This window comes from Ruegeria sp. CDSB136 (assembly GCF_059610965.1).
Genome location: NZ_JBXWOP010000002.1, coordinates 46,219 through 71,675, shown reverse-complemented (window position 1 = coordinate 71,675; position 25,457 = coordinate 46,219). Strand labels below are relative to the sequence as shown.

At 58.7% G+C, this 25,457-nt stretch carries 28 protein-coding genes and 1 tRNA gene; 12 read left to right on the top strand and 17 right to left on the bottom strand.

The annotated features are described in order from the left end of the window. Window positions 1-51: 51 nt before the first annotated feature. The 9 genes from AC2FIR_RS02735 to AC2FIR_RS02695 all read right to left on the bottom strand — a co-directional run bounded on the left by AC2FIR_RS02735 (window position 52) and on the right by AC2FIR_RS02695 (window position 6,869). Window positions 52-870 carry an ATP-binding cassette domain-containing protein gene (locus tag AC2FIR_RS02735; RefSeq protein ID WP_170614204.1) on the bottom strand — a complete coding sequence of 273 codons (819 nt, stop codon included), beginning with the start codon at window positions 868-870 and terminating at the stop codon, window positions 52-54. A gap of 1 nt (window position 871) precedes the next feature. Then, window positions 872-1,978 (bottom strand): ABC transporter permease, encoded by a 1,107-nt coding sequence (locus AC2FIR_RS02730; protein WP_170614203.1) that lies wholly within the window; start codon window positions 1,976-1,978, stop codon window positions 872-874. A 69-nt stretch (window positions 1,979-2,047) separates the two neighbouring features. Next, entirely contained in the window at window positions 2,048-2,968 is a 921-nt protein-coding gene (locus tag AC2FIR_RS02725; RefSeq protein WP_170614202.1) for a sugar ABC transporter substrate-binding protein, read from the bottom strand. Window positions 2,969-3,091: 123 nt separating this feature from the next. Beyond that, window positions 3,092-4,105 (bottom strand): inositol 2-dehydrogenase, encoded by a 1,014-nt coding sequence (gene iolG, locus AC2FIR_RS02720; RefSeq protein WP_496745128.1) that lies wholly within the window; start codon window positions 4,103-4,105, stop codon window positions 3,092-3,094. 191 nt (window positions 4,106-4,296) lie between these two features. After that, window positions 4,297-5,415, bottom strand: a complete 1,119-nt coding sequence (locus tag AC2FIR_RS02715; RefSeq protein ID WP_496745130.1) for a hypothetical protein — start codon at window positions 5,413-5,415, stop codon at window positions 4,297-4,299. A gap of 113 nt (window positions 5,416-5,528) precedes the next feature. Next, window positions 5,529-5,756 carry a hypothetical protein gene (locus AC2FIR_RS02710; RefSeq protein WP_496745132.1) on the bottom strand — a complete coding sequence of 76 codons (228 nt, stop codon included), beginning with the start codon at window positions 5,754-5,756 and terminating at the stop codon, window positions 5,529-5,531. Window positions 5,757-5,982: 226 nt separating this feature from the next. Beyond that, window positions 5,983-6,059: transfer RNA gene (locus AC2FIR_RS02705), tRNA-Arg, on the bottom strand. A gap of 21 nt (window positions 6,060-6,080) precedes the next feature. Then, the gene (locus AC2FIR_RS02700) at window positions 6,081-6,557 is read right to left on the bottom strand and encodes a GNAT family N-acetyltransferase (RefSeq protein WP_496745134.1); all 477 of its coding nucleotides are present in this window, start codon (window positions 6,555-6,557) and stop codon (window positions 6,081-6,083) included. Then, window positions 6,558-6,869, bottom strand: coding sequence for an ETC complex I subunit (locus AC2FIR_RS02695; protein WP_496745135.1), 312 nt, complete (start codon window positions 6,867-6,869; stop codon window positions 6,558-6,560). It abuts the gene before it with no gap. A 176-nt stretch (window positions 6,870-7,045) separates the two neighbouring features. Here AC2FIR_RS02695 and AC2FIR_RS02690 point away from each other — a divergent pair, with 176 nt between their 5' ends. Both AC2FIR_RS02690 and uvrB read left to right on the top strand, forming a co-directional pair. After that, a complete protein-coding gene (locus AC2FIR_RS02690; RefSeq protein ID WP_496745137.1) occupies window positions 7,046-7,525 on the top strand; it encodes an SRPBCC family protein in 480 nt (159 codons plus the stop codon). A gap of 81 nt (window positions 7,526-7,606) precedes the next feature. Next, entirely contained in the window at window positions 7,607-9,793 is a 2,187-nt protein-coding gene (gene uvrB, locus AC2FIR_RS02685; protein WP_496745139.1) for an excinuclease ABC subunit UvrB, read from the top strand. A 4-nt stretch (window positions 9,794-9,797) separates the two neighbouring features. Here uvrB and AC2FIR_RS02680 read toward each other — a convergent pair whose 3' ends face one another. Next, the gene (locus tag AC2FIR_RS02680; RefSeq protein ID WP_170614194.1) at window positions 9,798-10,346 is read right to left on the bottom strand and encodes an NYN domain-containing protein; all 549 of its coding nucleotides are present in this window, start codon (window positions 10,344-10,346) and stop codon (window positions 9,798-9,800) included. Between the two features lie 266 nt (window positions 10,347-10,612). Beyond that, complete coding sequence (locus AC2FIR_RS02675) at window positions 10,613-10,903, bottom strand: hypothetical protein (protein WP_170614193.1); 291 nt, start codon at window positions 10,901-10,903, stop codon at window positions 10,613-10,615. A 224-nt stretch (window positions 10,904-11,127) separates the two neighbouring features. On the opposite strand from AC2FIR_RS02675, the gene AC2FIR_RS02670 reads away from it, so the two are divergent. Both AC2FIR_RS02670 and AC2FIR_RS02665 read left to right on the top strand, forming a co-directional pair. Beyond that, window positions 11,128-11,835: an ORF6N domain-containing protein gene (locus tag AC2FIR_RS02670; protein ID WP_496745143.1), complete on the top strand. Its 708-nt coding sequence runs from the start codon at window positions 11,128-11,130 to the stop codon at window positions 11,833-11,835. A 56-nt stretch (window positions 11,836-11,891) separates the two neighbouring features. Further along, window positions 11,892-12,305 (top strand): hypothetical protein, encoded by a 414-nt coding sequence (locus AC2FIR_RS02665; RefSeq protein ID WP_170614192.1) that lies wholly within the window; start codon window positions 11,892-11,894, stop codon window positions 12,303-12,305. A gap of 21 nt (window positions 12,306-12,326) precedes the next feature. Here the strand turns inward: AC2FIR_RS02665 and AC2FIR_RS02660 are convergent, their stop codons facing one another. From AC2FIR_RS02660 to AC2FIR_RS02650, 3 genes are all read right to left on the bottom strand, one after another. Then, the gene (locus AC2FIR_RS02660; protein WP_496745220.1) at window positions 12,327-12,689 is read right to left on the bottom strand and encodes an MmcQ/YjbR family DNA-binding protein; all 363 of its coding nucleotides are present in this window, start codon (window positions 12,687-12,689) and stop codon (window positions 12,327-12,329) included. Window positions 12,690-12,870: 181 nt separating this feature from the next. Next, window positions 12,871-14,268 carry an aspartate aminotransferase family protein gene (locus AC2FIR_RS02655; protein ID WP_480440817.1) on the bottom strand — a complete coding sequence of 466 codons (1,398 nt, stop codon included), beginning with the start codon at window positions 14,266-14,268 and terminating at the stop codon, window positions 12,871-12,873. Window positions 14,269-14,343: 75 nt separating this feature from the next. Next, window positions 14,344-15,027 carry a GntR family transcriptional regulator gene (locus AC2FIR_RS02650; RefSeq protein ID WP_170679342.1) on the bottom strand — a complete coding sequence of 228 codons (684 nt, stop codon included), beginning with the start codon at window positions 15,025-15,027 and terminating at the stop codon, window positions 14,344-14,346. Between the two features lie 139 nt (window positions 15,028-15,166). On the opposite strand from AC2FIR_RS02650, the gene AC2FIR_RS02645 reads away from it, so the two are divergent. The 5 genes from AC2FIR_RS02645 to AC2FIR_RS02625 all read left to right on the top strand — a co-directional run bounded on the left by AC2FIR_RS02645 (window position 15,167) and on the right by AC2FIR_RS02625 (window position 20,453). Continuing rightward, entirely contained in the window at window positions 15,167-16,252 is a 1,086-nt protein-coding gene (locus AC2FIR_RS02645) for a polyamine ABC transporter substrate-binding protein (protein WP_496745145.1), read from the top strand. 70 nt (window positions 16,253-16,322) lie between these two features. Next, entirely contained in the window at window positions 16,323-17,450 is a 1,128-nt protein-coding gene (locus AC2FIR_RS02640; protein ID WP_170614188.1) for an ABC transporter ATP-binding protein, read from the top strand. Next, window positions 17,450-18,340 (top strand): ABC transporter permease subunit, encoded by an 891-nt coding sequence (locus tag AC2FIR_RS02635; protein ID WP_170614187.1) that lies wholly within the window; start codon window positions 17,450-17,452, stop codon window positions 18,338-18,340. Before AC2FIR_RS02640 ends, AC2FIR_RS02635 begins: the two co-directional genes overlap by 1 nt. Then, window positions 18,337-19,155, top strand: a complete 819-nt coding sequence (locus AC2FIR_RS02630; RefSeq protein ID WP_170614186.1) for an ABC transporter permease — start codon at window positions 18,337-18,339, stop codon at window positions 19,153-19,155. The genes AC2FIR_RS02635 and AC2FIR_RS02630 overlap by 4 nt, the downstream gene beginning before the upstream one ends. Beyond that, window positions 19,152-20,453, top strand: a complete 1,302-nt coding sequence (locus AC2FIR_RS02625) for an NAD(P)/FAD-dependent oxidoreductase (RefSeq protein ID WP_496745147.1) — start codon at window positions 19,152-19,154, stop codon at window positions 20,451-20,453. The genes AC2FIR_RS02630 and AC2FIR_RS02625 overlap by 4 nt, the downstream gene beginning before the upstream one ends. A gap of 7 nt (window positions 20,454-20,460) precedes the next feature. Here AC2FIR_RS02625 and AC2FIR_RS02620 read toward each other — a convergent pair whose 3' ends face one another. Genes AC2FIR_RS02620 through AC2FIR_RS02610 form a run of 3 tightly spaced genes read right to left on the bottom strand, consistent with a single transcriptional unit; the run spans window position 20,461 to window position 23,275 of the window. Continuing rightward, window positions 20,461-21,411 (bottom strand): phosphotransferase family protein, encoded by a 951-nt coding sequence (locus AC2FIR_RS02620; protein ID WP_496745148.1) that lies wholly within the window; start codon window positions 21,409-21,411, stop codon window positions 20,461-20,463. Next, window positions 21,383-22,048, bottom strand: coding sequence for a flagellar hook capping FlgD N-terminal domain-containing protein (locus AC2FIR_RS02615; RefSeq protein ID WP_496761882.1), 666 nt, complete (start codon window positions 22,046-22,048; stop codon window positions 21,383-21,385). The genes AC2FIR_RS02620 and AC2FIR_RS02615 overlap by 29 nt, the downstream gene beginning before the upstream one ends. Before the next feature lie 3 nt (window positions 22,049-22,051). Then, window positions 22,052-23,275 carry a flagellar hook-length control protein FliK gene (locus AC2FIR_RS02610; RefSeq protein ID WP_496745152.1) on the bottom strand — a complete coding sequence of 408 codons (1,224 nt, stop codon included), beginning with the start codon at window positions 23,273-23,275 and terminating at the stop codon, window positions 22,052-22,054. A gap of 112 nt (window positions 23,276-23,387) precedes the next feature. Between AC2FIR_RS02610 and AC2FIR_RS02605 the strand changes: the two genes are divergently transcribed. The 3 genes from AC2FIR_RS02605 (at window position 23,388) to AC2FIR_RS02595 (ending at window position 25,434) form a co-directional block, all read left to right on the top strand. Next, window positions 23,388-23,663, top strand: a complete 276-nt coding sequence (locus tag AC2FIR_RS02605) for a rod-binding protein (protein ID WP_496745154.1) — start codon at window positions 23,388-23,390, stop codon at window positions 23,661-23,663. Beyond that, window positions 23,653-24,012 carry a flagellar biosynthesis protein FlgN gene (locus AC2FIR_RS02600; protein ID WP_170614181.1) on the top strand — a complete coding sequence of 120 codons (360 nt, stop codon included), beginning with the start codon at window positions 23,653-23,655 and terminating at the stop codon, window positions 24,010-24,012. Before AC2FIR_RS02605 ends, AC2FIR_RS02600 begins: the two co-directional genes overlap by 11 nt. Before the next feature lie 210 nt (window positions 24,013-24,222). After that, window positions 24,223-25,434, top strand: a complete 1,212-nt coding sequence (locus AC2FIR_RS02595; protein WP_496745156.1) for a flagellin N-terminal helical domain-containing protein — start codon at window positions 24,223-24,225, stop codon at window positions 25,432-25,434. Window positions 25,435-25,457 lie beyond the last annotated feature (23 nt).

Genomic DNA, 25,457 nt, shown 5'->3' with positions numbered 1-25,457 from the left:
CGGGGTTTAGATGGCCCACCCGTTGCGGCGGAACATCCTGTCGTTCGTCGCTCAGACGGTCCCGCCGAGCGATCCTTCGAGCTGGGCCATCTCCTGACCGCCTGCCATCAGGTCCTGCAACTCTTCCGGCGTAATCTCGCCACGCCTTGCAGTGCCCAGTGTCTTGCCGCGGTTCAGCACGGTAAAGCGGTCGCCCACCGCCAGCGCGTGGCGTACGTTGTGGCTGATGAAGACAACGCCAACACCCTGGCTGCGCACCTTGTCGATGGTGGCCAGCACGTTCGAAGTCTGGCGCACACCAAGCGCCGAAGTCGGTTCGTCCAGGATCAGGATCTTGGCACCGAAATAGACCGCACGGGCGATGGCGACGGTTTGACGCTCCCCCCCGGACAGGGTGCCCACGGCCTGATCCGGCCCACGCAGGTTGATGCCCATCTTGCGCATCTCTTCCATGCAGACATCGTTTGCCTGATCGACGTCGAACCGCTTGAGCAGACCTTTGCCCTTGGTAGGCTCGCGGCCCATGAAGAAATTGCGCGTCACGCTCATCAGCGGGATCATTGCCAAATCCTGGAACACGGTCGCAATGCCCGCCTCCATCGCATCGCGCGGCGTGTCGAAATGCAGGGGCCGACCTTCGAAAAAGATCTCGCCCTTGGTGGGTTTGTGCACGCCGGACATGGTCTTGATGAAAGTGGATTTACCCGCACCGTTGTCGCCCAGCAGACAGTGGCATTCCCCGGGCTTGACGTCAAAGCTGACGCCAGCAAGGGCGATGATATTGCCAAAGTGCTTTTCGATATTTTTCATTTCCACAATCGGGGCGGCATCGGTCGCGTCGCCGTGGTGAAACTTGGTGTCTTCGGTCATATCAGCGCTCCCCGGTTACGCGTTTACGGATCGCGTTGTTGAACAGAACGGCGATCAGCAGCATGGCGCCCAGGAAGACCTGAAACCAGTCCTGATCGAAGTCGGTATAGGTCAGGCCGATGACAACCATGCCGAAGATGATCGAGCCAAAGAACGCCCCGATGGCCGAGCCATATCCGCCGGTCAGCAGACAGCCGCCGATAACCGCGGCGATAATCGCCTCGAATTCTTTCTGGAAGCCCCGGCGCGCATCGGTCGAACCAGCGTCCATCACCGTGATGATCGCAACCAATGCGGCGCAGCAGGCGGTCAGCATGAACAGCGAAACCTTGACGCGGTTGACCGGAACACCCGAGTTCGAAGCCGCAACCCTATCCCCGCCCGAGGCGAAGATCCAGTTTCCGACCGGAGTGCGCAGCAGCACATAAGTCGCCGCCAGCGTGATGACGATGAACCACAGGATTTCGACCGGGATACCCGGCACCTTGGGCGCACCGCTTTTGAACGTGTCGATCATGCCGTTGGCCGCCAGCCAGGCGAACAGGCCGCCGAACGCTTCGCCCGAAAAGAATGGTGCCAGCCAGTCGTTTTCGACCGCATCGCGCACACCGCGCAACTGGGTCGAGCCGCCTGTCGCCATTTTCAAACCAACCAGGGACAGGCCGCGCAGAATGAACAGAAACGCCAGCGTCACGATGAACGATGGCAGGCCCGAGCGGATCACGATATTGCCGTTGATCGCACCGACACAGGCCGCGAACAGGAATGTCATTGGGATGGCGAAGATCAGCGGCAATTGCCAGGTCACGACGCAGACGCCGAAAAACAGCCCCGAGAACGCGACCATCGACCCGATCGACAAGTCGAACTCTCCGCCGATCATCAGCAGCGCGGCCCCGATGGCCAGAATCCCCAGCTGCGCGGCGGGGGTCATGAAGTTCATGACGCCGGCAAGGGTAAACATCGACTCATCCGCAGTGATCGCAAAGAACACGAAAACCAGGACGGCACCTGCCATGGCGCCCAACTCAGGCCGTTTCATGAGTTTGGTTAGGAACGGTTCTTTCTTGACCCTTTCGTCCGATACGACGGGCGCTGACTCACTCATGGTTTCCTCCCAATTCGGTGAGATCGGCGCTCTGGCGCCGATCCTGTTGTTTGCCGGAACTTTCCGGGACTAGCGGATGCCCTGCGCGGACAGGTCGATCACCTGCGCCGCCTTTTCCTGCGTGATCAGGTTCGGACCCGAAGGCACGTTGCCGCCGGGCATCAGGCCATATTTGGCGTGCAGACCCATAAAGTTCACCGACAAGTAGCCCTGCAGATACTGCTGCTGGTCGATGGCAAAGGCCGCGTCGCCATCCGCGATCGACTGCAGGAAGTTTGCCGACAGGTCGAACGAGGCGACGTTCACGTCGCGGCCAGACCCTTTGACGGCTGCAACCGCAGGCTCACCGGCCGAGCTGGCACCCAGCGCCATGACGGTGTCGATGGCTTCGTTAGCGGCCAGCGCAGCAGCCACCTTCGATTCGATTTCCGACGGATCGTTCGAGGTCGGCAGAACTTCGACATTGCCGCCAAAACCTTCGGTGAAGCCCGCGCAACGCAAGTCAAGCGCGACGTTGCCCACCTCGTGGTTGACGCAAATCGCCGTGCTGCCGCCCATCGACGCCAGTTTTTCGCCAGCAGCCTTGCCCGCGTCGAACTCGTCCTGACCGACATGCAGCAGGGCGCCCAATTCCTTGGAAACATCAGAACCCGAGTTGATCGAGATCACCGGGATACCGGCTGCAACTGCGCGTTCGATTGACGGGCCAAGCGCATCCGCATCCGGGATCGAAACGATCAGACCATCGGGTTCCTGGTTCACGGCTGCGTCGATCAGCTGCGACATGGCCACCATGTCGAAAGTTTCAGGCGCGCGGTATTCGACGTTCACGCCCACGTCTTTGCCGGCCTGTTCGACACCGTTCTTGACGACGTTCCAGAAGGCATCATTGGCCTGGCCGTGCGAAACGACAACAATCTCCTGCGCGAATGCAGGTGTCGCCAGCGCCAGAGCCCCTGCTGCCAGTGCGCCCTTTACGAACTTATTCATTCTGTTTCCTCCCATTAGAACAGTCTATTTTCGTGTCGGGGTGTCAGCCCCAATCATTCGGCAGCGCCGAATCTCTGCGACTCCGATCTGATACGGAGCTGATGTCAGTTTGAAGCATTCCGGTCATTTTGCAACCGGTTTCAAAATTTCAGACATGTCAACCGGCCTTCCGGACTGCGCCGACCGCGTCGCGGCCTCGGCCATTGCAAGCGCGGCAACCCCGTCTTCCAGCGTCACCGACAGCGCGGCACCCGTCAGGGCCGCCTGTACAAACGCATCCCATTCCGCCTGATAGGCCGGCATGTAACGCTCCAGGAAGAAATAGGTTGGTTTCGCCCCGACAACGCCTTTGTCGGTGGATTTGACCACCGTGTTTTCCAGCATATTGTGAGCCTGCAACAACCCCTCAGAACCCAGCAGTTCGACGCGCTGATCATATCCGTAGGCCGCCCGGCGGGAATTCTTGATGACGGCTATCCGACCATCATCATAACTCATTGTAACAACAGCGGTATCCACGTCTCCGGCCTTGCCGATTTCGGGGTCCACAACCGATGCCCCCACGGCGGAGATGGTTTTTGGCAGCTGACCCATCAGATAATTCGCCATGTCGAAATCGTGGATCATCATGTCCCGGAACAAGCCGCCGGACACCTTGATATAACCAACCGGCGGTGGAGCGGGGTCGAATGAGGTGATCGACAACATTTCGGATTTGCCGATTTCCCCTGCGTCCAACGCAGCCTTAAGCGCGGAAAAATTGGGGTCGAACCGGCGGTTGAACCCGATCATGACGGGTTGGCCACTGTCAGCGGTGGCCTTTTGACAGGCGATGGCGCGTTCAAGGTTCAGATCAACAGGTTTTTCACACAGAACCGCCTTTCCGGCACGGGTTGCCGCCTCGATCAGGTCGGAATGAGTATGCGTCGGCGTGGCGATCAGCACTGCATCGATTGACGGGTCCGCGATGATGTCGTCAGAACTGCGGACCTCGGCCCCGGTGTCCGAGGCAAGGCTTTCAGCCGCCTCTGCCACCGCGTCGGACACAGCACATAGCTGGCTTTTGGGGTGGGCGGTGATCGCCTGCGCATGCACGCGGCCGATACGTCCGGCCCCCAGCAATCCGATCCTCAGCATTCAATTCTCCCGAATCCTTTATTCGCGTGACAGAATGTTTCGCTTTGCAACCGGTTGCAAGATGTTTTTGCGCAGTGCTGAAAATTGGTGCAGAATCCGGCCGCACTAGCATAACAAAGCTGATGTGGCAGGCCCGGCTTTGCAGTGTTCTTCGTTGCCGGGACTGCTGCGTGACTGCACTTGAACCGTGACTACGACACACCGTTTTCAAAAACGGCTTCGGCGATTTTGGGGTCGACGACGACCACGTCGACAGTGGCGATATCCTCAAAAATCTCTGCATGCAGGGTGTCACCCAGAACGTCCTGCATCTGCGCCTTGTGGCCATTGATGGATGCGTTCAGCACATCCGCGTATTCCGTTGGCGTCAGCTTTCCGGCAGCAAGCTTCGTGTAGGCATCCAGCAGGTCATGACGCAACTGGACGATCATTTCCTGATGCAAATCCACGTGCGATTGCATCAGTCCCGGATATTCGTTTGGAGATACCAAAAACTCTGTTTCTTCCGAACACCGCGGGTAGCGCTTAGTCAAGCAGCCGTCGCAGATGCTTTTCCACTTTTTGACACCCAGACCGTCAATGGCCAACAGACCCAACCGCCCGTAAAGCGTGTGCGTCAGATTTGTCCAGCCCTTTGATTTATAACCTTTTGCGTCGTTCACCTCGAGCCCGGCGGTACACATGATCCTGTTGGTCGCCTGATGGCAGACACCGTCGAGACCGTACCGAATTCCGGCCAGACCCTTTGTCAGCGGATCGGTTCGCATTTGCGACAGGCAATCACATTCGGGTTGAAAGGCCATTCCATGACCAATGGACCGCTGATTTTCGTCGTGATCGCCCCCGCAAGGCCACAGGTAGTTCCGCTTACCGGCATCATCGTATCCAACCGCATAGGTATGGTCGGCATTCGATTTGATCGGATCGATAAAAGCGCCCTGCGCGAACATCTCGACCTTGCGCTCTTTGTAAGGGTCATAGATGTCGAACTCATCGTGCCATAACCGGTGGCGCTTCCCCTTGACCGGGTGAAAGACTTCGGCGCCTACAAATCTCGGCCTGATTGGATCGATACTCAGCCGAACAACCACCTCGTAGTTTGCAAGCGTCCATTTGTGGCTGTCCTGACCGTCCCAATGACCTTTGGCGGGGTCCAGAGTGATGCGGTAGGTGTGGTCCTTGCAGCCTGTTACGCTTGTTGGAACCTCAATCCTGGCTTTAGGGAAATCCACACAGATTTTTCCGTGAAATTTCACCGTGATTCCGGGCGCAACGCTCAGCTTTTGTGTCGGGATTTTGTATGTTCGCATAACAATGACCTTTCTAAAAATATTCGAAAGGTACATTGATCGGGCCAATCCGTCTGTGACGTATTCACGAAGCGCGCAGAACACCGTCCAAGCCCGGGCCGCGTGTCCCCAGCCTAGCCCCCGACGTAAACGCCGCTTTTGGGCCGGTAGAATATCTTCTGGTCGTGAAGCCGCCCCAACAGTTCCTGAATGTCGCGAAGCGTTTCTTCCCGCTTCGATTTCTCGTCTTCATCTTCTTGCGCAGGTGCGTGAGACTGCGATGCCAATGCGATCCGGAGTGAGCTTTCGATCAGGTCTATGTCCTTGACCGACAGTTCGAACATGTCGTTGTAGCGGGGCATTTCGGAACCTCCTGGCTGGGCGCAGGTTTCCAGACTGCCCCACGTCGCGTTTGATTACCACTTTTTCGTTACGGTGCGGGAAATCGTTGGGCCTATTGGATGGCAGAGTATGACCACTCTCCAAATTTCGAACAGGCCTTTAATAAAGATCCGTTGAAAATCTTCGCCCAAACGAAAATAAAACCACGCGTTTGCAAGCTCAGGGTGTTAACCTGTTGTTGTAAAATGGCGATCCCTGAAGGACTCGAACCCTCAACCTGCTGATTAGAAGTCAGCTGCTCTATCCAGTTGAGCTAAGGGACCGCTGCGCCCTTCTTGCGGTTTTTACGGGCGGGGTTCAAGGGCCAAGCGCATGAAGGCGCTGTTGAGGTCGTCTTCATAACCGTAGATCGGCCCGCAATACGCATATCCCAGCGCCTCATACAGCTTTCGGGCCGCGTCATATTCGGGCAGGTGGTCGGCACCGGTTTCCAGAACCAGGGCGGAAAACCCTTCGCTCTGCGCCAGAATTGCCAGGTGGTTCATCATGGTGCGCGCCAGCCCGCGCCCGCGCACTTCTGAGATGATATGCACGGATTTCACCTCGGCCGTACTGTCCGGCAGGGTCTTAAGCGCACCGCACCCGACCGGCTTGCCGGCCTCATACATCGCCCAGAACCGAATGCCCGGCCCTGCCAGCGACTCGGCGTCCATGGTGTGGTTGCTTTCTGCAGGCCCTGCCGTTTCGCTATGGGCAAAATGCGCCTCGACCACCGGGCGCAATGCGTCCGAGGTTGGGTCGGCCTCGCGGATTTCGATCATTCAATGGGTCCAGGGACCGCGCCGGTCGGTTGCGAAATTCTCGCCATAGCCACGGGCGCGCAGGTTCGGTTTGCGCTTGTGTGGTTCGCTGACAACCGCATCAATCCCATTGCTCTCGGCATAGTCCAGCGCTTCTTCCTTGGTGTCGAACTTGAGACGCACCTGGGTCTGTGTGTCACTGGATGAGGTCCAGCCCATCAACGGATCAACCTCACGCGCGGATGCAGGGGCATATTCCAGAACCCACTTGCGGGTCTTGGCCATCCCCGAGGTCATCGCATTCCTTGCAGGCTGGTAAATCCGTGCGCGCATGTCGCCTCTCCGTACTCACTTGGCTTGGGATGTTATGCGTCAGAGCGCGCACGGGGACAAGTCCGCAATTGTCGCGGCGCGCCCGCAGGCTTTCGGCATCGCCCGGCCCTTCTGATGCCAGAAACTGTCATCACTGTCATCTAAATATTGTTGAACCCCATGACGAGGATAGACAGATGATCCATCACGAAAGAACCCTGGAAATTGATGCCCGGCCCGAGGCCATCTGGTCTGTACTGAGCCGGTTCATGAATATCGACGAATTCGCTCCTCAGGTAAAATCCGAGGATGCCTTGACACGAGGCCAGAATGGCGTGGGATCAAAACGGCGCTGCCACTTTGAAAACGGCACCTCATTGGTAGAAGAAGTCACGGACTGGCAAGTCAACCGGGGCTATCGTGTTCAACTGTCGGACATGTCTGCCATGCCTTTGGCCCAAGCGCACGCAGCGATTGCTATCGAACCACTTGCGAACAACCGCTCAAGGGTGGTCTGGAGCATGGACTTTCAAATGAAATATGGGCCTCTGGGTTGGCTGTTGGGGCAGATGCTACTGAAGCCGATGATCGGGCGGGTTTTGGACCGCAACCTGAAAGCGCTCGCTGAAAAAGTGCAGTCGGACCACATTCCTTACCTGCAGTTTGCCTATTATTAGAACTGCGCATTCTAATCCGGATCAGCCCTTGCAGTTGGACAAAATAAGAACAAATGTAGGGGTCTGACCCGGAGCCTGCCTATGCCCTATGCCCATTCCGACAAGACCCAACTGACCGCAGAGGACGTGCGCGCGCGCCTGAAACTCGAGGGCGGCAAGCAGTTTGTCATGCACACCGAATTTGCGCCGGCGGGTGACCAGCCCACGGCCATCAAGGAACTGGCCGGGGGTGTTCTCGACGGCGAACGCGATCAGGTGTTGTTGGGCGCGACCGGGACGGGCAAGACTTTCACCATGGCCAAGGTCATCGAGGAAACCCAACGCCCTGCCATCATTCTTGCGCCGAACAAGACGCTGGCGGCGCAGCTTTATGGAGAGTTCAAGGGCTTCTTCCCGGAAAACTCGGTCGAATACTTCGTCTCGTACTATGACTACTATCAGCCCGAGGCCTATGTGCCGCGGTCGGACACCTATATCGAGAAAGAATCGCAGATCAACGAACAGATCGACCGGATGCGCCACTCGGCCACGCGGGCACTATTGGAACGCGATGACGTGATCATCGTGGCTTCGGTCTCGTGCATCTACGGTATCGGCTCGGTCGAAACCTATGGGGCAATGACGCAGGACCTGAAGGTGGGCCACGAATACGACCAACGGCAGGTGATGGCCGATCTGGTGGCCCAGCAATACCGGCGCAACGATCAGGCGTTTCAACGTGGGTCGTTCCGGGTGCGTGGCGATTCCCTGGAAATCTGGCCTGCCCACCTTGAGGATCGCGCGTGGAAGCTCTCGTTCTTCGGTGAGGAACTGGAACAGATTACTGAATTCGACCCCCTGACCGGCGAGCGCGCCGCCACGATGGAACAGGTGCGCGTTTATGCGAATTCGCATTACGTGACGCCGAAACCGACGATGCAGCAGGCGATTATTGGGATTAAGAAAGAACTCCGCATCCGGCTGGACCAACTCGTCGGCGAAGGCAAACTGCTGGAGGCGCAGCGGCTGGAACAGCGCACCAACTTTGACCTTGAGATGCTCGAGGCCACGGGCGTCTGCAACGGGATCGAGAACTACTCACGTTACTTGACGGGCCGCGCGCCGGGTGAACCGCCCCCGACCCTGTTCGAATTCATCCCCGACAACGCTATCGTCTTTGCCGACGAATCCCATGTCAGCGTCCCGCAAATTGGCGGCATGTACCGGGGCGACTACCGACGCAAGTTCACGCTGGCCGAACACGGGTTCCGCCTGCCGTCCTGCATGGACAACCGCCCGCTGAAGTTCGAGGAATGGGACGCCATGCGCCCGCAATCCGTCTTTGTCTCGGCCACCCCGGCGAAGTGGGAGATCGAACAGACCGGCGGCATCTTCACCGAACAGGTGATCCGCCCCACGGGCCTCTTGGACCCGGAGGTCGAAATCCGCCCCGTCTCGATGCAGGTCGATGACCTGCTGGACGAGGTACGCAAGGTCGCCGCCAATGGCTACCGTACGCTGGTCACGACGCTGACCAAACGCATGGCTGAGGACCTGACCGAATACCTGCACGAACAGGGCATCAAGGTCCGCTACATGCACTCGGACATCGACACGCTGGAACGCATCGAAATCCTTCGCGACCTGCGACTGGGGGCGTTTGACGTACTGGTCGGCATCAACCTGCTGCGCGAAGGGCTCGACATCCCCGAATGCGGGCTGGTCGCCATTCTGGATGCAGACAAAGAGGGGTTCCTGCGCTCGGAAACCTCGCTGATCCAGACCATCGGCCGCGCCGCGCGGAACGCCGATGGCCGCGTGATCATGTATGCCGACAAGATCACCGGTTCCATGGAGCGCGCCTTGGGCGAGACCAACCGCCGTCGCGCCAAACAGCTCGCCTATAATCAGGAACACGGCATCACGCCGGAGACGGTGAAGAAGAATGTCGAGGACGTTCTGGCCGGTCTCTACGAAGGCGACGTGGATATGAACCGCGTCACCGCCACCATCGACAAACCGATGCACGGCGCGAACCTCGAGGCCCATCTGGACGGACTGCGCGAGCAAATGCGCAAAGCCGCCGAGAACCTGGAATTCGAAGAGGCCGCCAACATCCGGGATGAGATCAAACGTCTGGAAGCAGTCGATCTGGCCGTCGCCGACGACCCAATGGCGCGGCAATGGGCGGTCGAGAAAGCCTCAGAAGACGCGGTGAAATCACGCGGACGGTCAACGGCTGGCAGGCCGGGGCAGCGGGGCGGAAATGTGAAGCGGAGGAAGCGGTAGAATTCTACTTGAATTGAACTTGATTGTTTCGGATCTGGCCTCGCAAAAACAAGTCTTGATGAGTTATGTGAGGGAAGTGCTCTTCCCAATCTCTGAAACGATCATTTGTCACTATGCGCGCATTCAATTGTTCCGCGTCGGTGATCAACAAAGGATCTGCAGGCGTCCTTTTTGGGGCCACTGAAATTCGTCGTGCTGGATATCGAAGAGCTTTGGAAAGGTTAGTGGGGTTCATGTACCGGCCTGAAACCAAATAACCAATGTTAGCATCAAACCAGACTATGGGTTCAAACCCGTCCGAAACCAACTTTTCAATGACTAATTTGACCGAATGCAAAGCTGGTTTATCGTTTTCCCAATAAAGCACGTTCGACCCATCGATAACGACCCACTCTATTCGTTTTCGATGCCAGTGCCTGGCCAGCAGGACAACAGCGAGAACGGTTCCTACCGCTCCAGCCAACAGCGGCAAAGTTATTATTGGGCCGAAGATCACGACCGACAAAAATGCGAAAAAAATAGAAACAATTAGAAGAAGCAGTAATCCTATCATACGAGGATTGATAGTGAATTTATAAAGCTATGCAATATAGAGATTTTCCAGCCTCACTGCCAAAAGAATGGCCGACTTCGTTGCTGAGAAGTCTTACTATAGCACTTCAGCAAGCGATCAATGTTATGCCGCCAAAAGCGCCGCGCGCTACCAGATTACCGCCCAGCGCGATGTGCGCGCGTCGCAGTTCTCCGCGTTGGTGCGGGAAACGCTTGCACATCCCACTAGGACTTAGAAAATGAGGGCGGGTAACCCCGCCCAAACCTTTACCCCTTGTCCCAATGCGCAATCACATCGTATCCCACCGGTGAGGGCGGGCCTTCCATGAATTCGGCGAAATGGCCCCACAGTTCGGCCACTTTGGGCGCGTTTGCGTTCGAGGTCGCCTCGCTTTCCACGACCGAGATCACATAGCCCGAACCATCCTCGTTCATCACATTGGTAAAGCAATGCATCCCCGGCATCCCCATGATTTCCGCTTTCATCGCATTCATCTTCGCCGTCGCCGCCTCCCGCGTGCCGGGCTTCATTTTGTATTGAGTAATTCGCGCAAACATCACTTTCCTCCCTCGTCTGGCGAAATTGCCATGTAGCGGGGCCGGAGCGACCTCGCCGGGCGCACCCTAGCACGACAGCGCGAAATCTCGCATTGATACGAGGGATTTGTGGGCGTTTTCAACTATACGCCTGACCGTATCCGGACGGCTAACACTTCAAGGTTGCAGCCCAGCGCCCGCTGCTTCACGTTTGAAATCACAAATTGTGATTCCAAACGGTTGCCATGACGAGCCCAAACGCTCTGCCCTCAACGCATGAAGTCCAAAGCGCCATTCACCGGGTGCGCGGCACTCGCGTCGTGCTGGCCGAGGATCTGGCGCAGTTCTACGGAAAGTCCGTCAGCGCCTTCAATCAGGCCGTGTCGCGCAACAAGGACCTGTTCGAGGGCTACCGCTTTCAGCTGACCGATGCCGAGGTCGCCGATTTGCAATCACAGAATGTGATCTCAAAACCCAAGGGCCGCGGCGGGCGGCGGGTCAATCCGTGGGTCTATACCGATTACGGCGTGGCCATCGCCTCGGCCCTGTTCAAGGACCCGCGCGCGATCAGGATCACCCGGATGATTACTGAGGCTTTTGTCGACGGCGCAAACGCTTTGGCCGAAACCCCGCGCAGCGTGCCGGAAATCCTGCCACCCGAGGGCACCCCCGCCCCGCTGCTGCCGAATGGCGATCAGTTGAGGGCTCTGGCCGAAAACATCCTAGATTCCGGTCAGCAAAGCCTCGTCGATTATATCGCCAACCCCACCACCAAGCGGCAACAGGCAGTAGCGATGATCATGAAGACGCTGGCCGAAACCGCTGGTGAAGAGGTACGCACCCAGCGGGAACGTTTGCGCCTGAGCATCGCGGAACGTCTGGCCACCGGCGACTATGCGGATGACGATGATCGGAAACGGTTGCTGGACCTGTTGAACGCGATGAAGGGATAGTCACACTTGCCTCAACGCCGTCAGCGGCTAGTTACCAAAGGATGCGCTTTGTTTTTTTGTCTCTTCTCTTAGCCACGCCAGCCACCGCATGGGAGGCCACGGTCGGGTCGATTTGCACCTTGTCGCACGACACAAGCACGGCCGAAATCTTTCTGACCTATGACCCGGCGCAACCGCTTTATACGCTGACCATCACCCGCAAGACCGAGGGTTGGACGCAGGCGCCGTGGTTCGCCATGCGCTTTGACGGCCCGAACCCCATCGAAATCGCGACACCGCGCCATGTTCTGTCCGAAAACGCCGAATCTCTGACCGTCACGGATACCGGGTTTGGCAATGTTCTGGATGGGTTGGAATACAATCAGACCGCCTATGCCTTTACGCAGGACAAGCTGACCGAGTTTCCATTGGACGGCGCGGCACCGCAAGTTCGTATCTTTCGAGACTGCGCTGGGGCTCAGCTGTCCTGATCGGTCGGCGGGCGGAATGGGTCATCGACCCTGCAGCCCCAACTCCACCCTTACCTTCTTGGTCAGCTTGGACACGACCATTTCGTATGAGGTGACGATATGCTCGCGCAGCGAGGCATCGCTCATTCCGCTTGGCTCATAGACCTGCAGCCATTTCATCCCGCGCGACGCCAGATAGGGCGCGGGGCGGATGCCGGGTTCGTCGCCCAGCACCTCGAAAGCCAGATCGGTAGCCTTGAAGGTGAACGCATCGCGCCCTTCGTTCCAGCCGCAGATCGCAAACACCTTGCCGCCCACTTTCCACACATCCGCGTTGCCCCACTGCACCACATGTCTGGTGGCTGTGAGCGAGGCGCAGAAGGTGTTGAATTCATCGCGGGTCATCCCGATGACAGTGCCGGTCCGGGTGAGACGTGGCAATATGCGGCGCGTGTTAATTTTGAAATAACCCTGACCGGCCGCTCTGGTTTAGGCTTGCCCGAAATTCTCAGCTTTCCTGAAAGAAAACGACCCCGAAATCCTGTCAGGATTTCGGGGCCCAATCACGCGGCGCGGCGCAATGGCGTCAGGATGCCGCCTTCATCAGCCCCTGCTTGATGATCTCGGCCTGCGCCTCATCCAATGACTTGTAGATGCGCACGAACATCTCATCGATGTCCGCCGGGGTCAGGATCAGCGGCGGCGAGATGATCATGCGGTCACCCACGTGGCGCATAATCAAATTGTTGGCAAAGCAGCGGTCGCGGCAGATATACCCGATCGTGCCCGGTTCGGAAGCGAACTTGGCACGGCTGGCCTTGTCCGGGGTCAGCGCGATCGATGCCATCATGCCGACGATCTTCGCCTCACCCACCAATGGGTGATCGGCCAGAGCCTCCCACTTTTCCTTCAGATAAGGCGCGGCCACATCGCGGACATGTTCGACGATCTTTTCCTCTTCGAGGATACGCAGGTTTTCCAGCGCGACGGCTGCGGCGACCGGGTGACCAGAGTAGGTGTAGCCGTGGTTGAATTCAGTGCCGCCGATGACCTCGGCAATCTCATCGTTCACAATCGAGCCGCCGATTGGCGCATAGCCCGAGCTGAGGCCCTTGGCGATGGTCATGATATGCGGTTTGATGCCAACGGTTTGCGATCCGAACCAGTTTCCGGTTCTGCCAAAACCGCAGATCACCTCATCGGCGATAAGCAGGATATCGTATTTGTCGCAAATCCTCTGGATCTCGGGCCAGTATGTGTCGGGCGCGACGATGACCCCGCCTGCACCCTGAACCGGTTCGGCAATAAAGGCCGCGACCCGGTCTTCGCCCAGTTCCTGAATGGCTTCTTCCAGCTCTCGCGCGCGGGCCAGACCGAACTCTTCCGGCGACATGTCGCCGCCTTCGGCCCACCAGTTGGGCTGGTTGATGTGGTGGATGTTCGGAATCGGGATGCCGCCCTGCGCATGCATGCCTGCCATACCGCCCAGCGAAGCCGAACCCACAGACGAGCCGTGATAGGCGTTGTGGCGGCTGATTATGATGTTCTTGTCGGGCTGGCCTTTTTCGGCCCAATAGGTCCGCACGAGGCGGATATTGGTGTCGTTGGCCTCGGACCCGCCGGCGGCGAAGAAGACGTGGTTCAGGTCGCCCGGGGCCAGTTCGGCGATCTTGGCGGCCAGTGCAATGGCGGGCACGTGGGTCGTTTTGAAGAAGGTGTTGTAATAGGGCAGTTCACGCATCTGACGCGCGGCCACGTCGGCCAGTTCATCACGGCCATAGCCGATATTGACGCACCACAGTCCGGCCATGGCGTCAAGAATTTCTTCGCCTTCGCTGTCAGTCAGGTAAACGCCGCTGGCGCGGGTGATGACGCGGGCCCCTTCCTTTCCGAGAGAGCCGTTTGCGGAAAACGGGTGTATGTGATGGGCCGCATCCAGGGCCTGAAGTTCGGCGGTGGGCATGTGATTGGTTATGATGGACATCCGAGAATCCCCTGCAACGATGGTTGCGTCACACAATATGATCAAATTCTACGCTGTCAATCGAATCACTTCACATTATGCGTCAGTCAGCGTGTCAGCCATCAGTGCCATGCCTTGCTCGATGTCCTGCGCGGCCGCCTTTCCGGCACTTTCCGCATCCCCACGGCGAAGCGCGCCAATAATGTCTTTGTGCCGGTCGGGCAGGCTCTGTGTACCGAACCGACCACAGACAACCCGCAGTGACGGGCCGAATCGCAACCACAAACGCTCGGCCAGATCGCTGAGAATCGGGGCGTCTGCATGGGAATAAAGCGTCTCGTGAAATTCATGGTTCAGACGCAGGTAACCACTGACATCACCATCCGCGATGGTGCGGTCCAGCCGCTGGTCGATCTCTTCCAGCCGATCAATGTCCGCAGGGCTAATACGCGCCGCAGCACGGCGGGAAAGCTCTGATTCTATTGATATTCTGGCGAATATCACCTGCTCGACGTCCTCGTTCGACAAGAGAGGCACGCTGACACGGCGGTTGCCCTGAAACACCAGCGCACCGTCCGAGATCAGCCGGCGGATTGCCTCGCGCACCGGGGTCATGCCGACACCGAGAGATTCGGTCAAACCCTGGATCGTCACCGGTTGACCGGGGACCAGTTCACCGAACAGGATCTGCGACTTCAGCCTGTGATAGACCTGCGCATGTGCCGGGCTTTTTTCATTGTCCGCCGAAGTTCCGGATGGCTTATTTTTGATCAAATCCAATTGCTTCACCCTGTTTGTCTGGACCTGAACCAGCAGCTTTTGGTTCGGGATGAACCTTAGTCGGTCTTGCAAGAAAACACAAAACTTGATCAAATCTCAAAAAAAGTGAAAATACGCGTGAATAAGCAGGGAGAAGAAAATGAACATCAAAACGCTGACACTGACAGCGGTGGTCGCACTGGGGACTTCGGCAGCATTTGCCGAAGAGGTGCGTGTCTACAACTGGTCAGACTATATCGACGAAGAACTGTTGAATAAGTTCGAGGAAGAAACGGGCCTGACCCTGATCTATGACGTGTTCGACAGCAACGAGGTTCTGGAAACCAAAATGTTGGCGGGCGGCTCGGGCTATGACGTGGTGGTGCCATCCGGCACATTCCTTCAACGTCAAATCCAGGCCGGTGCGTTCCAGAAGCTGGATACTTCAAAGCTGTCCAACGCGGGCAACCTTTGGGATGTCATTCAGAACCGTACCGCAGGGTATGACCCGGACAATGCCTATTCGATCAACTATATGTGGGGCACCACAGGTATCGGCGTGAATGTCGGCAAGGTCAAAGAAGCGCTGGGCGAGGACGTTGCCCTGAACAGTATGGATCTGGTTCTCAAGCCGGAGAACATGGAGAAGCTGGCCTCATGCGGCGTGCACTTCCTGGATGCACCTGCCGAAATCATTCCGATGGCGCTGCAGTATATCGGTGAGGACCCGGACAGCCACGACAAGGACGTAATCGGCAAGACCGAGGAAGTTCTGATGGGTGTACGTCCGTATATTCAGAAATTCCACAGCTCCGAGTACATCAACGCGCTGGCAAACGGTGACATCTGTGTGGCCGTTGGATGGTCAGGCGACATCCTGCAGGCGCGGGATCGCGCGGCCGAGGCCGAAAACGGTGTGGAAATCGAGTACCACCCGTTTGCCGAAGGTTCGCTGATGTGGTTCGACCAGATGGCGGTTCCGGCGGATGCTCCGAACCCGGAAGGCGCGCACAAGTTCCTAAACTTCATTCTGGATGCCAACAACATGGCCGCCGCCTCGAACTATGTCTACTACGCCAACGGCAACAAGGCGTCGCAGGAGTTCCTCGAGGAAGACGTGATCGGTGATCCGGCGATCTATCCGGATGAGGCGACCATGCAGAACCTGTACATCACGACACCCTATCCGTCGAAGACCCAGCGGGTTGTGACTCGTCTTTGGACCAAGATCAAATCGGGCACCTGACCGATTTATCGGCGCAGGGCGGCCTTGGCTGCCCTGCGCCTGTTTCCAGTCCGGCAACACGGGGGCCACAGTGACTTCTGACGTCTTTGCGCCATGGGATGACCCACAGGCGAAACCGCTGATCCAGTTTCAGAACGTGACCAAACGTTTTGGGGCCTTTACCGCCATCGACAATTTGTCTCTGGATATCTTCGAGAAGGAGTTCTTTGCTCTGCTCGGGCCGTCCGGATGTGGCAAGACCACCATGATGCGGATGCTGGCGGGGTTCGAAACCCCGACCGAAGGGCACATCATGCTTGGCGGTCAGGACATCGATCCGATCCCGCCCAACAAAAGGGCGGTAAACATGATGTTCCAGTCCTATGCCCTGTTTCCTCACCTGAGCATCTGGGACAACATCGCCTTTGGCCTGCGTCGGGACAACATGCCAAAGCGTGATCTAGAAAACCGGGTCGAAGAAATGTTGCGTCTGACCCGGCTGGAGCAGTTTGCCCGCCGCAAGCCGCATCAGATCTCGGGTGGTCAGCGGCAGCGGGTTGCGCTTGCACGCTCGCTGGCAAAAGCGCCCAAACTGTTGCTGCTGGACGAGCCGTTGGGCGCGCTGGACAAGAAACTGCGGCAGGACACGCAGTTCGAACTGATGGATATTCAGGAAAAGACGGGCACCACTTTCGTAATCGTGACACACGACCAGGAAGAAGCCATGACCGTCGCCAGCCGCGTCGCCGTCATGGATCAGGGGCAGCTCAAGCAGGTGGCCACCCCCGACCGGATATACGAGACGCCAAACTCGGTCTACGTGGCAGACTTCATCGGGGATGTGAACATCATCGAGGGCCGGGCGACCGCAAATGGCGAAGAGACGTACAAGATCGACTGGGCCGAAGGGCAGGCACCGCTGACGGCACAGTCAAGAAGCGGATTTTCAAACGGGCAGACCTGTCATCTGGCGATCCGCCCCGAAAAAGTGACAATTTCGGCCGAACGCCCCGCCGACGCGATCAACGCGGTGCAGGGCAAGGTGCATGACATTGCCTATCTGGGCAATCTGTCCACCTATCACGTGGAACTGCCGAACGGCACGATCATCAAGGCGCAAACGGCCAATACGCGCCGCATCTCGCGCCGATCCTTCACATGGGAAGACCCGGTCTGGCTGTCCTGGACAGCGACCGCCGCGGTTCTGCTGGATCGCTGATGCGCCGGGCCCTGCTGATCGCACTTCCCTATGTCTGGCTGCTGGCGCTGTTCATGGTGCCATTCTTCATTGTCCTGAAGATTTCGCTGTCGGACACAGCCCTTGCCATCCCGCCCTATACGCCGACGCTGGACCTGTCCGAAGGGTGGGCCGGCATCAAGGCCTTCTTCAGTGAACTGGATCTGGAGAATTTCGTCTGGCTGACCGAGGATGACCTTTACTGGAAGGCTTACCTGTCCAGCGTCAAAATCGCCCTGATCTCGACCGTTCTGACGCTGATCGTAGGCTACCCCATTGCCTACGGCATGGCCCGCGCGCCCGAGGAATGGCGCCCGACGCTGATGATGCTGGTGATCCTGCCGTTCTGGACCTCGTTCCTGATCCGGGTCTACGCCTGGATGGGCATCCTGAGCAACGAAGGCTATCTGAACCAGTTTCTGCTGTGGACCGGGATCATTTCGACCCCGCTGACCATCCTGAACACCAACACGGCGGTCTATATCGGCATCGTCTATACCTATCTGCCCTTCATGATCCTGCCGGTCTATTCGGCGCTGGAACGGATGGACGGATCGCTGATCGAAGCCGCCGAAGATCTGGGATGTTCACGTCTGCAGGCGTTCTGGCTGGTGACAATCCCGCTGTCGCGGCCCGGCATCATCGCCGGATGCTTCCTTGTGATGATCCCCGTGATTGGCGAGTTCGTGATCCCGTCGCTTCTGGGCGGATCCGGAACGCTGATGATCGGCAAGGTGTTGTGGGAAGAGTTCTTCTCGAACCGCGACTGGCCTGTGGCAAGCGCCGTGGCGGTGGTTCTGCTGCTGATCCTGATCATTCCGATCGTGCTGTTCCAGCGCAATCAGCAGAAACAGACGGAGGCCGAGAAATGAACAGGCTAAGCTGGTTCAACGCGGTTTCCCTGACACTGGGCTTCGCTTTCCTTTACATTCCGATGATCATCCTGATCATCTTCAGCTTCAACGAAAGCAAACTGGTCACGGTCTGGGCCGGGTTCTCGACCAAATGGTATGGGGAACTGGTCCAGAACGAAGCATTTCTGGATGCCGCCTGGGTCACGATCCGGGTTGCGGTGTTCTCATCAACGCTGGCCACCATTCTGGGCACGGCGGCGGCTTATGTGCTGGTGCGCGGCGGGCGGTTCTTTGGCCGTACGCTGTTCTCCGGCATGATCTACGCGCCGCTGGTCATGCCCGAAGTGATCACCGGCCTGTCCCTGCTGCTGCTGTTCATCGGCATCGGTCTGGACCGGGGCATCCTGACCATCGTTCTGGCCCACACAACCTTTTCGATGTGCTTCGTTTCGGTCGTGGTCTCCTCGCGGCTGGTGACGTTCGATCAGTCTCTGGAAGAGGCAGCGCTTGATCTGGGCTGCTCTCCGGCGCAGGCGTTCCGGCTGGTCACGTTGCCGATCATCGCGCCTGCGGTGATCTCCGGCTGGCTGCTGGCTTTCACCCTGTCACTGGACGATCTGGTGATCGCATCTTTCACCTCGGGGCCGTCGGCCACGACCTTGCCGATCAAGATATTCTCGGCCGTCAGGCTGGGCGTCAGCCCTGAGATCAATGCGCTGTCCACGCTCATGATTGCGGCGGTGACGGTCGGGGTAATCACCGCGTCACTGGTGACCAAGAGGGCCATGGTACGGCAACGTCAGGACGAGACGGCGGCGGCGCGCACTGAATGAAGCGCCTGTTTCCTGATTATACCTACGGCCCCGCCCCCCGGCAGGGGTGCTGGTGGGACGAAACCATCACAGCACCGGACTGGCCCACGTTTCCTGGCGGGTCGCAGGTTGACGTCGCCATCATCGGGGGCGGCTTCACAGGTGTTTCCGCCGCCTTGCACCTGGCCCGGAAAGGCGTTTCGGTCGCCGTGCTCGAAGCGGCAACGCCCGGTTGGGGCGCCTCGGGGCGCAATGGCGGGTTTTGCTGTCTGGGGGGATCGAAACTGACCCGAAAGGGATTGGCCCGCCGTTTTGGGGAACCCGCAGCCGAGCGTTATGAACAGGCCGAACAGGACGCCGTGGCGCTTGTTGCCGACCTGCTCTCGGCCCACGGCATTGAGGCCGATACCCATTCGGGTGGTGAGACACAGCTTGCCCATTCAAAACGCGCGATGGATGCACTGCGCAAAAAGGCGGACGCGTCCGGTGTCTTGCACGACCGGGAAGAATTGTTGCACTTGGGGTTCGGCGGTCCGTTTTACGGCGGTTACACAACTCCCGTTGGTTTTGCCCTGAATCCCCGGAAATACCTGTTCGGTCTGGCAGCAGCCGCCGGATCGTCCGGTGCACAGTTCTTTCAGTCCAGTCCGGTTTCAAACATAGAAAAGACCCGCGGTGGCTTCGAACTCAAAACACCGAACGGCAACTTGCGTGCGGATAACGTGCTGGTCTGCACCAACGGCTATTCCAGTGAAAACATCCCGCCCTGGATGGCGGGCCGGTACATGCCCGCCCAGTCGACGGTTCTGGTCACCCGACCCATGTCCGAAGCCGAGTTGCAGGCGCAGGGCTGGACCACGGATCAGATGTCATACGATAGCCGGAACCTGTTGCACTATTTCCGGCTGATGCCCGACCGGCGGTTTTTGTTCGGAATGCGCGGCGGGTTGCTGTCCTCGGCCCGCGCCGAGGCGGCCATTCGCCGGAAAGTGAAACAGGATTTCAGGCGCATGTTCCCGGGCTGGGCCGATGTGGACGTAACGCACACATGGTCCGGAATGGTGTGCCTGGCCCGCGATCTGGTTCCATTTGTCGGGGCTGTTCCCGGGCAGACCGGGATGTTCGCCGGCTTTGCCTACCATGGCAACGGGGTCGCCATGGGGACCTATAGCGGCCGCGCCTTGGCCCGGCTTGTCCTGGGACAGCCTGACGATCTTCCGCCGCCAATGACCCGCTTGCCGCGTCGTTTCCCACTAGGGCCCTGGCGGCGCGCCCTGATGCCCCCCGCCTATGCGCTGCTCGCGCTGGACGATCTCTGAGCACGGATCAAAGCGCGGCCAGTTCCAATTCGAACCCTTTTGCGTAATCCGGTGCGCCATTTTCCTTGCGCCACAGGCAATAGGCCGCCATGCGCCACGTGTACCAGCGGCGCAGGCTCCGGTACCGATCCGTAACCGCTGCGTTTTGGTAGGCTGACAGGAACCGGTCTTCTTCATCCCGCGTCAAAGCTGCTCCGCGATACAGAACCTGCATTGCGGGCGACAGAAACAGGGCAAGGTCTTCGCACGGATCCCCCAAAGCCGGGCATTGCCAGTCGATCAGAGTCAGACCTGCTGATGCAACAAGGATATTGCCCGGAACCGGGTCCCCGTGGATCAGGCAGCGATGGGGCAAAGCAGCGACCTGCCCGACCGGCTTCAAACCCTCAAGCCGGGACCGGTCTGCGGACGTGCAGGCTTCAAGGATTTGCTGGCCATGACGGGCCAGATCGGCGCTGCCGTTGCAACCGTCCGGGGCCTCGACCGCCGGAGGCAGGCAATGCAGCCTGTTCAGCAGCGACGCGACCTCTTCCGGCCCGGATTGCCAGGGCGATCCGGGGGCGTGGTCATAAAAAACCCATCGATCCATTCCGTACTGCCCCGAACCACGCAGGCGCGGTACGAACCCGGTATGCGCCAGCGCTTGCAGACAACCGGCTTCCAGACCCGCGTCGTTGCGGAACAGAGGGTTTCGTAGTGCCGTGCGATATAGCTTAAGCACCCTGTCGTACTCCTCGCCCAGCACCTTCCACACCTGATTGGTGCGACCACCATAAAGCGTCTCAAACTGTGCATCGGTCGCGATCAGCTTCTGACGGCAGAGGTGATCGACAAGGTCGGTCGGAGGAAGAAGCGGACGGGACAGGGGCTTTACCGGGATTAATAACGAGTCGGGCTTTGCCAACCTTTGGCCTGTACGGCCCGGCAGATCAAGCGCCGGTTCGGATACCGGTGACATCGCCGGCGGGAACCGCCGCACCGCTTTCCAGAATCAAAAGAACCGTTCCTTCCGCGACCTGAGCCTCGACAACGCGCGTGTAGGCCGAGGCCAGCTTGCGCGATATCAACTCGCCGCTTTTGTAGCTTTCCAGTGTAGCGGAATAGCTGCCCGACGGAAGAGGATTGCCGGACGGATCCACCCCGGCCCAGTCCAGTTCGGGTTCGGTGACGGGCAGAGTTTTCCGCTGCAGAACAGCGCCTTCGGCATTCTGGATGACCAGCACGGTTTGGTCTGCAGCCGGCTCCGGTTCGACAAACAGGGTGACAGGCTGGCCATCAAACTGAAACGCCGAAGCAGACCGGACGTCCATTCCGATCCAGTTGGCAAGTTGCTCGGGATTGGCTCCCGTCATCGCCATGGCAAGGCTGGTCAGCAAATCATTGGTCTGGACCTGTTGCTCAACCATTGAAAACTGCGCCAGCTGGGATGCGTATTCGGACGAATCCAGGGGTTCCAAAGGATCCTGATTGCGGGCCTGTGCTGTCAACATCAAAAGGAAGGTTTCAAAATCCGATGTCAGGGCAGATGCCTGGGATTTTACCGCGGTAGGCGGCTGAGTCGTAGACTGCGTGACGGATTGGGCCGGTGTGATCATGCGTCAAAGCCTTATGTCGATGCCCCTTGAAGGGCCTGTTTTTGGAACGGACGGGTCAAGGATCTGGTCGGCCTCGGCCAAACCGGTGTCCGCGCTTGCAGGGCGATGGGCGTCCGACCCGCCATGTCCGGTATCGGGGGATGTGCCGAACTCGAAGGACAGCCCCCCAAAACCGAGTTTCTGAAACTCGCTTTCCAGAATCGAGATATGCCGGCGCATCAGGTCCAGCGTTTCCGGACGCTCAGCGGTAATGCTCATGTGCAACCCGTCCTCGCGTCCGTTCAACACAATCGAGACCCGTCCCAATTCTTCTGGGTTCAGGGCGACCTCAACGGCTCCGGTGCCGGGCCTTGACGAGAGGACGGCGGCCATCTGTCCTGCGATGGCTCGCGCGATATCTGCGCGGGGCGTGGGCGGTGGACTGCTCATAAGTGATGCTTCGCGCGTCGCGACAGGTGAACGGGTGTCACCCGGCGATTGTGAAATGTCGAGTTCCTGAACCGCTGACTGCTCGGTCTTGGAATCCGATTTGGCTGACGCGAGCAATTGCATCTGAGCAAAGCCCGGTGCAGCTGCCGCGCCGTTGGTACGGGCGGGTGCGGGCCTGAATTCTGAAGCGACCGAACTATCCCCCTGAGGTATCTCCGCAAGGTTGGCACTGACCCCCTGCTGTTTCGGTTCAGACCCGGTAGTGGTAGTCACCACCACGTGCTTGTCTATCAGGGAAGACATAGCCGCTTGGATCGGCGCAGCTTCAGGGTTTGCGGGCATGGGAGAGTATGACGGTTTGCGCCCGACCTGATCAGCCATTTCCACCCTCTGCACGGGGTGACTCAAAGCCTGAGCGGTTTCCGCCCGAGGTTCTACTGATGCGTTGAAGTCTGTCCCCCCGTCCGGCGGCACGGAAATCCCCGTCCAGTCATCCGGTCCCCCACCAACTTCTGGAGCGTCGGCCGCCAGCACATCCGAAGGTGCCGGGCGAGCGGGCTGTTCCGGCGTCGCTTGCGGTTCGGCCTGTTCCCTCGGCAATTGATTTTCGAGCTCTGGCACCGCGTCAGTCACCTCAGGGGCTTCGGGATCAACCCCGGTCTCGGTCGTGTCGATCTCCCCTTCCAGAATGTCCTGGAAGGTCGCCTCCTTTTTGACGTCACCACGCGGGTGCGGGTTCGCGTTCGCTTTGGCGGGCACAGGTTTTGACGGGGTGGACATCAGAATCGGGTTGGGCATTTTGCTCCGGGCTCCGTTTGCGTATCCGGAAACCTGCCTTGCGGAAGTTAGGTTTATTTTAACCGCTTTCCCCTTTGATCAGGAAAGTTTGATCGAATTTTCGGAGAAAGCCATGAAGATCGCCGCCCCTTCCGCCTCACCTCAGCCGTCTTCGCCTCTGACCAGTTTGCAGGCCGCCGCGGTCGAGCTCGAGGCCACGTTTCTGGCCGAGATGTTGAAATCCGCCGGGTTGGGCGAAACACGAAAGACCTTTGGTGGCGGAGCAGGGGAAGATCAGTTTTCGACCTTTCTGGTCCAACATCAGGCAAAGCAACTGGCCCTGTCGGGCGGTGTGGGCCTGTCCGAGATCCTGTTGAAAGCCATGATGGAGAACACCGATGCCGACTGAACGAAACGTTGACCTGCTGAAATCACTGGAAAACGTCCTGGAGCTTGAGCGCAACGCGCTTACCGAAGGTGATCTGAATCGCGTGGCGCATCTGGAGCCCGAGAAAGAGAAACTGATTAACGCGATCAATGACCTGCAGGTATTTCGCCGGGATGAACTGATGCGGGTTCAAGGCAAGGTTTCGCGGAATCAGGATCTGCTGAAAAGCGCGGCCGAAGGTATCCGGTCGGTGGCTGACCGCATCGCCGAGCTGCGCCGTGTTCAGCAGGAGTTCAGCACCTATGGGGCAGACGGGCAACGCAGCGGCTTTTCCGTTCGGCGCAGTGCAAAGCTGGAAAAACGGGCATAGCCGCAGGTTTGATTCAAATCGGAATTTTAGCGGCATTTCGCTTTAGCACTCCGTTAGGGGATCGGCACCAATAGTGAGCCTGCATCTGGAAACAGCAGGTGGCGCGAACGACCGAACGGCGCATCGCATCCGTCAGAAAGACATCAAAGCCCGCCCAATTTGGCGGGACAGCATGGGCCCGAAATGCCCGAACGGAGAAGGATGAATGACATGTCCAGTATTCTGACAAACAACGGCGCAATGGTGGCGCTGCAAACCTTGAAGTCGGTCAACAAGAACCTAGCACAGACCCAGAACGCGATCTCGACAGGCAAAGACGTTGCGACTGCCAAGGACAACTCTGCCGTCTGGGCAATTTCCAAGGTGATGGAGTCGGACGTCAAGGGGTTCAACGCCATCAAGGACAGCCTCGCACTGGGTGAATCGACGGTCGCCGTGGCGCGCAATGCGTCCGAGACGGTGACGGATCTGCTGACCCAAATGAAGGCCAAGATCGTTGCCGCGCAGGAAGACAACGTTGATCGCAGCAAGATCAATGACGACGTGACCGCATTGAAGGACCAGATCGCGTCTGTGGTCAGCGCGGCCCAGTTCAACGGCCTGAATCTGGTGAACGGATCAGCCGGGTCGGCGTCAATCCTGGCCTCTCTGGATCGCGACAATACCGGTGCGGTAACGGCGTCGTCCATCACGGTTGCAGGCCAGAACCTTTCAACGGGCGGCTATGTGGCGGCGCAGGTGTTCGATGGCTCGACCGGCGCGTCGACCGGCAACGACCGCGTGGGGGCCACAATTGACAATGGCGCCACGTCCGCCACCGCCCTGGTGACGGATGAATCCAGCGGCGCCTTCGCCGCCGGTGACAAGGTTGTCGTCGCGATTGACGATCAGATTGTATCCTACACGGTGTCGGCAGCGGATGCCGCTGCGACCACCACCGGCGATCTGGTCGCCGTAGGCCTGAAAGCAAAGATTGAGGAATTGGGCATTACCGGCCTGACCGTCGATTACGATTCAGGCACTGCGGGGACACTGTCCGTGACCAATGGCACCGGCGAGGATATCTCGTTCTCGGCCCAGTACGTGAACGCCGGATCCGGCGGCCTGGGCGCGCTGGCGGGGATCGATGTCTCCACCGGAGCAGGAGCGACCGCCGCCCTGGCAGCAGTCGAATCGCTGGTCGACACTTCGATTGACGCATCTGCGGCATTTGGCTCATCGCAGGGTCGAATCGAAACCCAAAAAGCGTTCATTTCGAACCTTGCGGACTCGTTCAAATCTGGGATCGGCTCGCTGGTCGACGCCGACATGGAAGAGACCTCGGCGCGCCTGCAGGCGCTGCAGGTACAGCAGCAGTTGGCCACCCAGTCGCTTTCGATCGCCAACCAGGCACCGCAGTCGATCCTGTCGCTGTTCCGGTAATATCCAAACCTTGTCGGGGCGGG